General features: G+C 41.6%; 18 protein-coding genes and 1 pseudogene. 1 reads left to right on the top strand and 18 read right to left on the bottom strand.

All coding sequences use genetic code 11. The features are described 5' to 3' along the window. Positions 1–63: 63 nt before the first annotated feature. The 5 genes from AC6I3O_RS27395 to AC6I3O_RS27375 form a co-directional block, all read right to left on the bottom strand. A complete protein-coding gene (locus tag AC6I3O_RS27395; RefSeq protein WP_159757467.1) occupies positions 64–471 on the bottom strand; it encodes an FMN-binding protein in 408 nt (135 codons plus the stop codon). Further along, the gene (locus tag AC6I3O_RS27390) at positions 468–1,037 is read right to left on the bottom strand and encodes a flavodoxin family protein (RefSeq protein WP_159757464.1); all 570 of its coding nucleotides are present in this window, start codon (positions 1,035–1,037) and stop codon (positions 468–470) included. Before AC6I3O_RS27390 ends, AC6I3O_RS27395 begins: the two co-directional genes overlap by 4 nt. Then, positions 1,034–1,678: a TetR/AcrR family transcriptional regulator gene (locus AC6I3O_RS27385; RefSeq protein WP_497853927.1), complete on the bottom strand. Its 645-nt coding sequence runs from the start codon at positions 1,676–1,678 to the stop codon at positions 1,034–1,036. Before AC6I3O_RS27385 ends, AC6I3O_RS27390 begins: the two co-directional genes overlap by 4 nt. 101 nt (positions 1,679–1,779) lie before the next feature. Continuing rightward, on the bottom strand, positions 1,780–1,968 hold the full coding sequence (locus tag AC6I3O_RS27380) for an ATP-binding cassette domain-containing protein (RefSeq protein ID WP_497853925.1): 189 nt from the start codon (positions 1,966–1,968) through the stop codon (positions 1,780–1,782). A gap of 12 nt (positions 1,969–1,980) precedes the next feature. Further along, on the bottom strand, positions 1,981–2,214 hold the full coding sequence (locus AC6I3O_RS27375; RefSeq protein WP_497853923.1) for a hypothetical protein: 234 nt from the start codon (positions 2,212–2,214) through the stop codon (positions 1,981–1,983). Between the two features lie 96 nt (positions 2,215–2,310). On the opposite strand from AC6I3O_RS27375, the gene AC6I3O_RS27370 reads away from it, so the two are divergent. Further along, on the top strand, positions 2,311–3,492 hold the full coding sequence (locus AC6I3O_RS27370) for an IS630 family transposase (RefSeq protein WP_304523360.1): 1,182 nt from the start codon (positions 2,311–2,313) through the stop codon (positions 3,490–3,492). A 16-nt stretch (positions 3,493–3,508) separates the two neighbouring features. Here the strand turns inward: AC6I3O_RS27370 and AC6I3O_RS27365 are convergent, their stop codons facing one another. From AC6I3O_RS27365 to AC6I3O_RS27305, 13 genes and pseudogenes are all read right to left on the bottom strand, one after another. Then, complete coding sequence (locus AC6I3O_RS27365; RefSeq protein WP_497853921.1) at positions 3,509–3,946, bottom strand: hypothetical protein; 438 nt, start codon at positions 3,944–3,946, stop codon at positions 3,509–3,511. Then, entirely contained in the window at positions 3,934–4,446 is a 513-nt protein-coding gene (locus tag AC6I3O_RS27360) for a flavodoxin family protein (RefSeq protein ID WP_016220836.1), read from the bottom strand. Before AC6I3O_RS27360 ends, AC6I3O_RS27365 begins: the two co-directional genes overlap by 13 nt. A 101-nt stretch (positions 4,447–4,547) precedes the next feature. Next, positions 4,548–5,564, bottom strand: coding sequence for a MerR family transcriptional regulator (locus AC6I3O_RS27355; RefSeq protein WP_497853919.1), 1,017 nt, complete (start codon positions 5,562–5,564; stop codon positions 4,548–4,550). A 149-nt stretch (positions 5,565–5,713) separates the two neighbouring features. Continuing rightward, positions 5,714–6,790 (bottom strand): ABC transporter permease, encoded by a 1,077-nt coding sequence (locus AC6I3O_RS27350; RefSeq protein ID WP_497853916.1) that lies wholly within the window; start codon positions 6,788–6,790, stop codon positions 5,714–5,716. Positions 6,791–6,898: 108 nt separating this feature from the next. After that, positions 6,899–7,333 (bottom strand): IS200/IS605 family transposase, encoded by a 435-nt coding sequence (gene tnpA, locus AC6I3O_RS27345; RefSeq protein ID WP_497853913.1) that lies wholly within the window; start codon positions 7,331–7,333, stop codon positions 6,899–6,901. Between the two features lie 66 nt (positions 7,334–7,399). Continuing rightward, complete coding sequence (locus AC6I3O_RS27340; RefSeq protein ID WP_497853911.1) at positions 7,400–8,299, bottom strand: ABC transporter ATP-binding protein; 900 nt, start codon at positions 8,297–8,299, stop codon at positions 7,400–7,402. A gap of 60 nt (positions 8,300–8,359) precedes the next feature. Next, positions 8,360–9,535, bottom strand: coding sequence for a HAMP domain-containing sensor histidine kinase (locus AC6I3O_RS27335; protein ID WP_497853909.1), 1,176 nt, complete (start codon positions 9,533–9,535; stop codon positions 8,360–8,362). Further along, complete coding sequence (locus AC6I3O_RS27330) at positions 9,523–10,149, bottom strand: response regulator transcription factor (RefSeq protein ID WP_497854185.1); 627 nt, start codon at positions 10,147–10,149, stop codon at positions 9,523–9,525. Before AC6I3O_RS27330 ends, AC6I3O_RS27335 begins: the two co-directional genes overlap by 13 nt. 19 nt (positions 10,150–10,168) lie before the next feature. Continuing rightward, the gene (locus tag AC6I3O_RS27325; protein ID WP_497853907.1) at positions 10,169–10,579 is read right to left on the bottom strand and encodes a response regulator; all 411 of its coding nucleotides are present in this window, start codon (positions 10,577–10,579) and stop codon (positions 10,169–10,171) included. A gap of 54 nt (positions 10,580–10,633) precedes the next feature. Beyond that, a pseudogene (locus tag AC6I3O_RS27320) lies at positions 10,634–10,858 on the bottom strand (response regulator transcription factor); the annotation flags it as partial. Positions 10,859–10,892: 34 nt separating this feature from the next. Then, positions 10,893–11,324, bottom strand: coding sequence for a pyridoxamine 5'-phosphate oxidase family protein (locus AC6I3O_RS27315; protein WP_159757440.1), 432 nt, complete (start codon positions 11,322–11,324; stop codon positions 10,893–10,895). 126 nt (positions 11,325–11,450) lie between these two features. After that, a complete protein-coding gene (locus AC6I3O_RS27310; protein ID WP_160282101.1) occupies positions 11,451–11,849 on the bottom strand; it encodes an SRPBCC family protein in 399 nt (132 codons plus the stop codon). Positions 11,850–11,894: 45 nt separating this feature from the next. After that, positions 11,895–12,329, bottom strand: a complete 435-nt coding sequence (locus tag AC6I3O_RS27305; protein WP_160282100.1) for a DUF3795 domain-containing protein — start codon at positions 12,327–12,329, stop codon at positions 11,895–11,897. Between the last annotated feature and the right edge of the window lie 9 nt (positions 12,330–12,338).

Raw genomic sequence — 12,338 nt, 5'->3', positions numbered from 1 at the left:
GCATTTTTAATCCGGTTCTCCTGTCTCATTAGACAGCGCTTTCCCTCACGATAGCAGAAAAATTTATTGTAAACCGTTTTCCAGAGCATTTTCAACAGCTTTCTTTATGACCTTGCTTGAGTTGGTCGCACCCGATATGGCATCCACATCAATCTTCTGTTCCGAAACAATCTGATCCACAATCGTCTCTGCCGCCTGTCCGCGTTCATTTTTATGCTCTAATATCCTGATCTTCTCAATCTCTTTATTTTGTACTGTAACTTCAACCTTCGCATAAATGAAATTGACATTGCATTCTCCAATATAAACTCCGTCGGCAACATCACTGATACGGACATCTCCAATAGAAATTTCCTGTACTGCCTGCTTATAATCCCATACACTTTTTAAATAAACTGTCAGAGCAATCAGTCCTAAAAAAACTGCGGCGGCAGCAACGCCTACAAGCAACTTTTTATTATGTTGTCTCATTTGAATCGCCTCTCAATCTTTCTCAAGATGTGGTCTGGTACGGCCTTCCTCTTTCCTGTATTGGCACAGACGATTTTCCCCATTGGTTTCATACCGGCAGTTTTAAAAAATTCATCCATATTACGGATTGCGCCTCTGCTTTGCCCGAATATCCAGGAAAACGGAGCCGGGGTATTACAGGCGGTCAGCAGCATATATTTCTTTCCGCACAATCTTGGTTTTGGGAAAGCTCTCGTCTCTTCCATAGCAATTCCAAGCAACCGGTCAAAAAGATTTTTCACAGGAGCCGGAACATTTGCCCAATATACGGGAGCAGCAAGGATCACGACCTGACATGCCCCAAGCTGAGAAGTAATTTCATGGATATCATCCTTCAGCACACATTGCTCTCTCTTTAAACATGCCCTGCATCCTGTACAATAGGCAAGATTTTTTTCATATAAATTGATTTTGGTAACGGCATATCCCGCTCTTTCTGCAGCATTAACAGAATGTTTCAACATAGTTGCTGTAATTCCACCCGAATGAGGGCTCCCTAAAATCGCAAGCGCTTGCTTCTGGATCATTGTTTTACCTCCATACCTGCAATAGACTGGTAGATCATATCAAATCCACATTGAAGAAATTGTTCTTTGGATAATCCCATGGACTGTTTGATGTAATCCGCTTTACTTGCCGTAAACTGAATCAGCCCTGACAACATTCCCCAACAGGAAAACGAAACAGGCGCAATGTCTAAATCTGCCCGCAAGTCGCCCTTTACCATACCGGACATCAAAACAGTCTTTATCATTTCATTAATCTCTTCTCCCACCTGAAAAGTTTCCCTTTCCTCCGGATAGAAGTCCTGGCTCTCAAAATGAAACTTTATTTTTTCCAGCGTCATTTTGAAATAGAACGGATATTCTTCCTGGTACCGTACCAGTTCCTTGCAGATAAGGTCATACTTTGAACGTGTGGATTCCTGATGCTGTATGGCAGATGTGATGTAGGCGCAGAGCTTTTTCATGCTGCCCAATACCAATACGCTGACAATTTCTTCCTTGCTTTCAAAATACACATAAAGCGTTGCTTTACTGTAACCTGCTGCTTTTGCAATATCATCCATAGATGTCTGGGAAATACCCTTTTCCATAAAAAGCACGGCTGCAGCAGAGGCAATGTTCTCCCGATGCACGCCTCTCGGTTCTTTTTTTCTTCTTCCCATAATCCCTCCAATAATTAAACTATTAGTTTAATTATATGGAAAAGGCTTTCGTTTGTCAATGTTTCTCTGAATAGCTTAGACTGTTCTTTCTGTTTTTTATATCATATTTCCATTCTTTCGACTTTCCGTACCATATTAAATGTCAACAGGAGCCCAGTCACAATGGTGGACTTTCCGGCGCCGTTTGCACCGAGTAGCCCATAGATAGTGCCGCGTTCCACACTCATATTGAGATGCCGCAGCACTTCCTTTCCATCAAAGACCTTGACTACTTCACGAACTTGTACCATCTTCGTTTCCTCCTACATACCACATGAATTAATTCCGCTTAATGGCCTTGCATCCAATCTTGTCTTACACCCAAGTTTTTTTGCAATACAGCACATCACGAATCTTTGAACATATCGGAGCGGGCCATTCGCAATGCGGATCTGCTTTGCCGAAAGATATTCCGGTATCGAGAAAGACTCCATGATTTCAGGCCGGAAATAACCATCCTTTCCAAACTGCTGTCCGGCTTCCACAAATGGCTGCAACAGTTTTGCTCCTAGTACATCATAAATTAAATAACTAGCCAAATATATATATGAGTGTTATAATCAAATTATTTAATATAGGAAGGAATGTTGATTATGGCACACGCAAATATATTAGATATTGAACAGGAAGATTATGAATATCTCCAATCTCTGTGTAGATGCAGAACAATACAGGCTCAGATTGTTGACCGAGCAAAAATATTGATATACAAAACACAAGGTGAGTCAAATGCCGCAATAGCACAGCGCATAGATGTTAACGTGAATACCGTTAAGTTATGCCTTAAAAAGTTTAAAGAAGGCGGTGTTGATCTTGCTTTATATGATAGACCACGTCCTGGTCATCCAATTGAAATTACAGATGATGCTGTGGCATGGATCGTGGATTTGGCCTGCCAACGTCCAGCTGATCTTGGCTATTCCCAGGAACTTTGGACTCTGAAAAACCTGCATCAGCATATTCAGAAAAATGCACAAGAGGTGGGCTTTCCCCGGCTTGCCACGATCACAAAACCTATGGTTCAAAAGATATTGCGCAAGTCGGAAATCAAACCTTTCAAAATCAAGTATTACTGTGAAAAACGTGACCCTGAATTTGAACAGAAAATGCATGATGTACTTTTGGTATATAAGCAAATATCCTTACAGTTTAATGAAGATGGTAGCATAATCGTCCCAGAAGATGGGATTGTTGTCCATACAGTTTCTTGTGATGAAAAACCCGGAATACAGGCGATTGCAACGACCGGGGATGACCTGCGTCCAACAGCGGATACAGGATGTGTTTACCGTGACGCGGAATATAAGCGTTTAGGGACTCTTTCCTTATTGGCAGGAATTGATCTGCTGACTGGGGAAGCAATTCCACTGGTCAGCGAGAGTCATAAAAGTTCAGATTTTATCAATCTGTTGAAGAAACTGGACAATAAATATCCAGAAGGGGATGTGATACGTATCATATGCGATAACCATTCTGCCCACAAGTCCAAGGAGACAAAAAACTATCTTGCAACGTGTCCGGAGGGACGATTTATCTTTGTATTTACGCCCACGCATGGATCATGGTTAAACATGATAGAAAGTTTCTTTAGCAAGATGACAAAGCAGATGTTAAAAGGAATTCGAGTCAAATCAAAGGAGGAACTCGCTGACCGCATATACCTGTATTTTGAAGAGGTCAACAGGGAGCCAGTTGTATACCATTGGACTTATAAAATGGATGAAATAAGTCAGGATGAAGCCGTTAAAGCTGGCATAAAATCAAATGCTAATTAGGCCAGTTATTAATTATTCAATGTACTAGTCTTCCTCCCATCAGGCTGAGACCGAACATATCTCCTTTGATGATCGTTCCGCCATACGCACATCCAAGCTGTGCCGGAAGCATTTTTAAGAATTCTTCGCAGCATCGTCCTTGAGATACTTCCGGGAATCCTCCCTGCAGGAGAAAGGATATTTGGGTTCCCGGCTGTTCCTTTGCAGATACACCTGCTAAAAACTCCAGCATAATCCCTGGCACATTCTCTACATAAAGCGGCAGGGCAAACAGGACATTCTCATTCTCTTCAAACGCAGCCTTTGCTCTCTTCCACTGTTTTCGGTCTGAGAGATACCAAGTCTCCGATGTATTCCCGCTGCTATTCAAACCCGCGCCAAATGCAGCAAGGATCTTCGCAGTGTTGCTCTTAGACTGTGTACGGGCAGCACCGCTGATCATTACGAAATGCATACAGCCATCTCCTTCCACGCTTCAATTGGATATGCCCCCAGACTGATTCCATGAAAATTCAAACAAAACCGACTCATCCAGTGTGATAAATAATCCTTATTTCCTTCACCTGCATATAGAAGCCCGAATTGGAATTCTTTTTTATAACGAGGAACATGGCGTGTCTGTCCGTTTTCAATTCTGGTATACATAGTCGCCATGGGCAGCATCCGGTCTATTATATTTTTCATTTTATAGCCAACAAATCCTAGTGTCGTATCAGAGATAAAAACAGTAACATCATATTGCAAATAAGCCCTTAGGATCTGTTCGTAATCATCTTTGACAGCGCAAATACCAGGTGTTTTTAACCAACAGGCATTGCAGCCAATACAAGGTGTTATCTTCATATCTTTTATATAAAATGTCTTACACTCCGCCGTCTTTTCCTCCAGGCGGCATATTGCTTTTTCTGCCAGCAGATGCTCTTTAGGCAATGTATTGATAATTAACAGCCGCATTCTTTTTTCTCCCTTCTATTCAATAGGGCCAAAAAAACACCGGCCCTGCAAATAATACTGTAAAGCCAGTGGAATCCCCCAAGTCAATAGGAAAGTGTAATTCATTTTAGAGGAACCCATACTTCGTAAATGTGTTTGTCTATATCCTCATTTGGCATCGCCATACGGACAAAAATATACACCATACCGCGAAACGCTGCCTGATTTTCTTTTGCCCATGTATGGCACAGAGAAAACATCTTTTCCGGAACCGAAGTGTCATTATTATCTGCAAGCAATGTAGTATACAGGCATTTCCCATGCTCCAGATAAACATTTTGCTTCTCATATTCTACTTTTCCGGCAGGTTTTACTACATACATTTCTGAGCCTTTGTAACCTGTTTCATCAAAAGTAAGCGTCCGAACCATGCTTGAAAGAATATCCTCATTCTCCACGTTGAGAAACCGCAGCACTTTATCCCTGTACTCTCCAAAGGAAGCTACAGAAGGAAACCGCTCTGCCACATAATAAAGCGGTAGTTCCCGGATCTCAAGCTTACCGGTATTCTCGGAAAAATCCTGATAAAAACGCTGTGTCTCCTTCAGACGCTTCTGCATCTGAGAAAGCCGGTCTATCTGAGCCTGCAGGCTGTCTGACTGTTGCTGAAGCTTTTCGGCATATTCCTCTGGCTCCGCTTCCACCATCCCTTTGATGGCAACCGGCGAAAAGCCCCGTTTCTTATAGAAATCAATCGCCATCAGACGGGACATGTCAAACAGGTCAAATTCACGATATCTGCTATACTGTCCTCTTTTCGGCTTGATAAGTCCGATTTCCTCATAATACCGCAGGGTTTCACGGGTAAACCCCAGATGTTCAGAAATATCTTTCGTATGATAAACCGCCGATTCCGCGGCAGCTGCAGCAAGTGTATCTTCAGCTGCCTGACTCTCCTTTGCTTTGATAATATCTCTGGAATAACGTCTATCCATAGGTTTTGGGGCATCGGCCGGAACAAACCAGGTCTTTCCTTTTTTTACAGCACCCTCTATCCTTCCGGCCTCACAATAATAAGCAGCCATTCGGCTGGACACTTTCCATTTATTTGCAATCTCTGCAGCAGTGAGATAATCCATTTCCATCCCTCCTGCATCTATTATATTTCAGATACCTGAAATATACAAGAAAGTAACTTTGGATTTATTAAAATTATCACCAGCTTGGCATTCCTTTGCCTAACAGGAAATATTATAGTATTTGTGATTTCATTTATTTCTCCCGTTCTTTATGTGACTTGATGATTCGCAAAAAATCTACGGGAAGCAAAAGCACCTGTTTCTATAAAAATAAATGCCGTCGGAATAACCCATATTGCATATAATATGCCGTTATCCATTTGTTCTATTGACATGAGAGAAACAAATTGAGCATGATACATAGGTAAAAGCCCTATAAACCGAAACAATGGATTACTTTCCGAAATGGGTAATACAGCAGGGAAAAAGTACACTGCCGCTGAAGCAACCAGAGCCACCATCTGATTCCTGCTGATAGCTGAGATTAGCAGCGTAATTCCCGCAACACTCAATGTTCCCGTAAAAGCCAGCAAAACTTGATATTTCAGCAAAGTTCCACAGGTAATATTAAAAGGAATATACCCATTATCAAATGGCATAGGCGCAAAAAGAACGCTGCAATTCAATCCATCTCTTCCATATAGAACAAATGCAAACAAAATATTGACGGCAGCTACTGCCAGTGTCACTATAAATGCAGCAATCAAACCAGCGCCCACTTTCGCCGCCCCACATTTCGTCCTTCCATATCTACTTGTAAGGATAATATTATCCACTCCGCCATATTCACCACAGAAAACAGGCGCGGTCATAATAACAATAACCAGCGAAAGAATGAAAAAAATCTTAACCATGTTCTGGCTCGTTGTAAGCCAGCCGTCAACATAACCAATCCTGACTTCCTCACCGCCAAATGCATCCGAAACACGAACACCGTTCCAGTTTCCATTCATATCAGAAAACCGCGTAAAAACTGCAGACTGCAGAGCGTTATGATAGAGATACGCAGCATTCATTCCATGTAAGTTCGTTTGGGCAGCAAAGTCATTCATCATTTGCTGAACTTTTTCATCTGTCAATACTCCCTCATATTTCGCCGCAATCTCCTTATCAATCTCTACGGCTGTTTTTCCTGTCCCTTCCTTGCTCACTCCATCAAATGCGTATTTATTTTGATAGCTGGAAAACCCCAAAATGGCAGAATAAAACAGCACAAAAAGCAAAGCAATCTGTGTCAGGCGTTTTGAAAATATTTTTCGTAATTCAAATTGAATTAGTTTTTTCATTCTTCTGTGCCTCCTTTGAACTGAACCACTACCGGCTAAAGCCGGTAGGTTCGGTGTGCTGCTAAAGCAGCCTAAAGTTGTCTCTGCTCTTTGTTATTCCTTTTATCTTTAACTTATTTCAAAGTTGTCTGTTTTTAATTTCTCTTGTAAATCTTGATTTTTAATATACTCTTTGATAATTTCATCTGTTACATTTCCACTACTTGCCACAAAGTATCCTCTTGCCCACAAATGCCGTCCCCAGAATTGCTTGTTCAATTCTTTGTATTCCATCTGCAATTTTCGGGATGTTGTTCCCTTAATATATTGTACCAGCTTACTTGCTGATAGATGCGGCGGTGCTGATACCAGCATATGGATGTGAGCACTTCCTACATGCCCTGCCAGGATTTCTACCTCGTTCTTTTCGCATATGATTCGGATTAATTCTCTTGTCCGTACCGCTATCTTTCCTGTTATCACCGGTTTTCTATATTTTGTTATCCAAACCAGATGGTACTTAATATCATACGTGCAATGTGACGATTTTCTATAATTCTCCATATTCTTCACCTCACGTTTAGTATTTCTATTTTTACTTTTTTCTAAACTTGAAGTTATGGGGTTGACCTAAAGGTTTCGCCTTAAGGCGAGGGTTTTAACCCCATTATACAGACAATAAAATAGATACAAATCTTCCAAATTAGGCTGCACCTGCGAAGCATCTGCCATAGGCGGATGATCTGCAATGATCCGTAAAACCGTTTTGTTATTATTCATGTTGCGCAAATTGCTGGTGTTAAATGCTGCTGCATATTTCTCCGCCTTTGCCGATGGGACAATACACTCCCACACCTGCCCATTGATTTCAGACGTGATCTCCTGTGGTTTCCCGAAGTGAATAATTGAACCGGATTTCATCATAATAATTTCCTCTGCAATAAACTCTACATCAGAAACAATGTGGGTAGATAAGATTACGATACGATCTTTTGCAAATGCACTGATCAGATTACGAAAACGGACACGCTCTTTAGGGTCAAGCCCTGCTGTCGGCTCGTCTAAGATTAATATACGCGGGTTATTCAACATTGCCTGTGCAATTCCCAATCGCTGTTTCATACCGCCGGAAAAGGTTTTAATTTTATGTCTGCTTTCTGCAGATAATCCTACCTCTTCAAGTAATTCGTTTGATTTTTTCTGCGCCGCTTTTTCACCCACTCCCTTTAGAGCTGCAACATACAGCAGAAAATCAAGTGCGGTAAAATCGGGGTAATACGCAAAATGCTGCGGCAGATATCCCAAAAGATTCCTATACTTTTCTCCAAGCCCTGCAATGTTTTTCCCATTCAGAAATATTCTTCCAGAAGTAGGTTTTTGAAGATTGCACAGCAGTCTCATAAATGTAGTTTTCCCCGCGCCATTTGCCCCCAATAGTCCATAAACACCATTTGATAAAGTAATGTTCAAATCATTTACGGCTGTCTTCCCGCCAAATTGTTTGGTCAGCCCGACTGTTTTTAAAACCATGTCAAACTTCCTTTCCTATGTTTTTATGACGAGTATAACGCGTAAATTTCAACTTTTTATCTACAAAGAAAGATTTTTGAAAAATGCAGATACCATAGCTCCATTCGGCGTATTATCAATGTTCAGATATCCGCCATGATGTTCGCAGAGCAGCCTGCAGATATATAATCCAAGGCCAAAGTGTTCCGCACGGTCTTCTTCTGTGAAATATGGATTCGTTACCTTATGTACAATATTCTTATCAAAGCCTTTTCCGTCATCCAATACCATGATCAGCAATCCTTTATTCTGTAAAGAAAAAGACAATGTAATGGACGTCCGGGCATAGCGGACGGCATTTGCTAACAGATTATTGCATACTTGTAAAATGAACGATCTATCTATAAAAAGTTCACAGGCAGGCGCCTCATTTTGCAGGTGCAATGCTTTTCTATTTTGTGTACATACCATTTGTGCGTTTTCCTGTAGAGAAGACAAAAACGGCTGCAGAGAAACCGCCTCGTACTTCGGCTGTGTGTCCTCCAAACGCCTGAGACTGCTCATACTGCTTACATAAGCCTCCATACGGGATATGTGTCTTCCCATAGTAGCAGCGATTTTTCTTGTCCGTTCATCTGCATTTACCTGCAGCATTTCATTGTAGCCTTTTAATACTGTAAGCGGGGTACGCAAATCATGGGCAAATGCAGCATTGAGTGCTTTCCGTTCTTCGACCTGCCTCCACATTTCAGAAAAATTATTTACAAGAGCCGCGCGCATGATTTCAAAGGAATCCACAAGCTCCCCCAACTCATCTTTACTGTCGTATCCTACCGCAAAGTCCAAGTCATTATTTGATATTTTTTCAGCCGCAATGCGCAAGTTTGCAAGCGGCTTTTTCAGCTTGTCCCTGTAAAACAGAAATGCTGCCGCTATAATACATAATGCGGAATAGACAGGTGCAGCAATCGTAGAAAACAATTCTAATAAAGTGATGATACGTTCATCCTGCCCGGAAGGCATAACGGGTACATTCCCGATATAAGCGCCGTCGCCCAGTCGTTTGCCCTGCTCATTTGTCAGATAATATTTTTCACCGGCCGACGGGTAAGACTTCCGTATCGTATCCACTGTGTTATCGCATATGGAAATCGTCATTATAGAGAGAATAAGAGCAAGTACCGCAAAAACTGCCACGTAGAGCACCAGACTTTTCCTAAGAGATAAATTCAGTCTATAGTGCTTTATTTTCTCCATTTGTATCCGCACCCCCAAACTGTTTCAATATATGCCCTGTCCGTATATGCTGCAATCTTTGACCGTATCCTTCGGATATGCTCCGCCACAACACTGCTGTCCCCCATGCTGTCATAACCCCAAATGCGCTCATAAATCCGTTCTTTCGTAAAAACCTGTCCCGGATTTTGAGATAACAGTTCCACAATATCAAATTCTTTTTTAGCAAGACCAAGACGCTGCCCCTCAAAGAAAAGGCAGCGCTCTGAATAATCAACCGTCAGGTCACCGGAGAACTTGATCTGTGCATCAAAGGTACGCCTTGCTTCCCTGCGCAAATGCGCAGTCACCCTTGCTTCAAGCTCCATAAGGGAAAAGGGCTTGACAATATAATCATCACCGCCGACGGCAAACCCTTTTACTTTGTCTGTATCTTCTATTCGCGCAGTCAAGAAAAGAATAGGGCAGGACACATAATCCCGAATACGTTCGCAAACCTTCAGGCCATCCAGTCCGGGCATATTAATATCAAGCAAGATAATATCCGGTTCCTGTTCCACTTGCTTTAATGCTTCTGTTCCATTTACGGCTGACAGGACAAAATATCCTTTGCTTTCAAAAAAGGCACGAAGCATTGACACAATATCTGCTTCATCATCCGCTATTAATATTTTTTACGCATGCTGGCATCTCCCCAATTGCCTGGCTTCCTTTTTTCTCTACTGAAACCGCAATTCTCTTAATCCGAGAGGCTAACTCCCCGTTTTTCTCCAGAAAGACTGCCCCATAAGATTCTGCCCTCTTTATTTCCATACTGTCAATATCACCGGACATCAAAATAAACGGTATATTCATGTCGCTCCGTATCATCTCCTGTAGCAGAACAACACCTGTCTCACCGCGCATATGCAAATCAGAACAGACCAAATTGACCTTTTTATTTTTCAGAATCTCCATTGCCGCATTCACTCCCGACGTTGTATATACGATAAACTCTTTCCTAAACACACGCTCCAGAATCTTTAAGCAATCGAAATTATCATCTACAAATAATATTTTAATCATTGATTAACCTCAAATTATCTTTCCAAAATCTATGGCGCACTGATTGTATCCACGTATCTGCCTATTCTGCCGTCTTACCTTTTCACATACATCAAATCCTGTTCCATCCGGTAAAGTAACATCAAGCAGTAATAGATCGTACTCACTGATAATTGACAGGGACTCAAGGGCTTTTTCCACTGTCCGTACAACCGTAACATCAAATCCGTTCTTCCCTAGAGAATACTTGAGTCCATCTACCAGACTCACATCGTCCTCTAATAATAATATTTTACTTATCTTTAGCCATCTCCTGCCACACAGATATTTTCTTTCATATGCTCATGGGCAGCACATCAAAATCTTCTGATTTAAAGTTAGAATAGTATCTCCCTTTTTCAGCAGTAAATTTTAAAACACAATAATCAGGATCTGTCACGCCCTGGGGATAATACATAGTATCACCCTCAAGCCAGATCATCTGCTTAGCTTCAGCATCCTCTAAAACCTCCATGGTGCCAATCAGCATAACTCCACGGAAAAAACGTTTGTCATAAAAATAAATGCTGGCATTTGGATTTTCCCTGTATTGAGCTACCCGCATAGAAGATGTATTAGTTGTAAACCAAAATTCCTTGATTCCCACTCGTTTTCTGGGCGGCAGCATAGCTTTCATATTTGGGAAACCTTCCGCGGAAATCGAGGCAATAAATGAAACTTTCTGCTTATCTATTAAGTTTCCTATTGTTTGTTCTGGATTTCTCATTTTGTCGTCTCCTCCACTCTTTTCAGCAGCGTTCCCGTCTCCAGTATATTTCCTCTTAGAAAGGCATTAACTTTCATCCGCTTTTTCCCAGGAAGCTGCACTTCTTTACTTGCTTAATCCTCCAACTTACAATTTTGCTATCGCTTTTCTGAGATCTGCAATATACCCGACCTGCTGCTTTTTCAGATACCCCTTTACAAACAAATTCATAATCGGGTTCTTCACCTGGACTTGTTCTGTAAAAGTAATCTGTGTACCATCATCGCAGCTCTCAAATATGCCGCTCCAGTGACCTCTCATGTTCTGATTTTCCATATCAAAGCGGTATTCTCGGTATGGCTCCTTTGCAGTGATCCGAAAATGTGTTACAAATTTATCCCTTGTATACTCGTCAAAACGATTTTCATCAATTATTTCGATTTTAGATAAATCACTTCGCCATTCAAAATTCTCATTATCTGTAACAATATCCCAGACCGTTTTACAATCACAGGGAAATTGTGCTGTCACTCTTGAGATCTTCACTGGACGTCCCTCCACTCTTTTATTGTTTTTTCCAGAAGATCCATTTTAGTTCCATCGTTTGAACACAATAATCTCTGCATCAGTTCCAAAGCCGCTGTACTCAGACACCATGAGGTATTTCTCGTCAGCGATGATCCCGTAGCACCTGTCGCTGTCCTTTTTTTGCAGCTGGTTCCCCAGATAGATCCTGTTGTCATCCCAAAACTTTACAATCTGGCTGTTGGGAAGGGCATATTCAATGTTGGCAAAGGAACCTTTCAGCGCATTCAGCTCTGTTACTTCTTCCATATCCGGAATGTGAAGCGCATTGAAGGCCGCAATCAGCTTTTCTTTCAATTCACTTAACGCTGTCTTGCCTTTTTTACAGCATTGTGCAACAAGGCATTCCGCCCCAAAAGGCTGGCCTCCTGTTGCCGCACACCCGTTACAAGTGCTGCTTAATTCACAGTTCGTACAATCAATTCCACAAATAGATTTCATTATGTTTTC

The sequence above is a fragment of the Sporofaciens sp. St.21A7 genome (assembly GCF_059728535.1).
The sequence above is the reverse complement of the archived record's forward strand: the minus strand, read 5'-3'. Positions and strand labels throughout refer to the sequence as shown.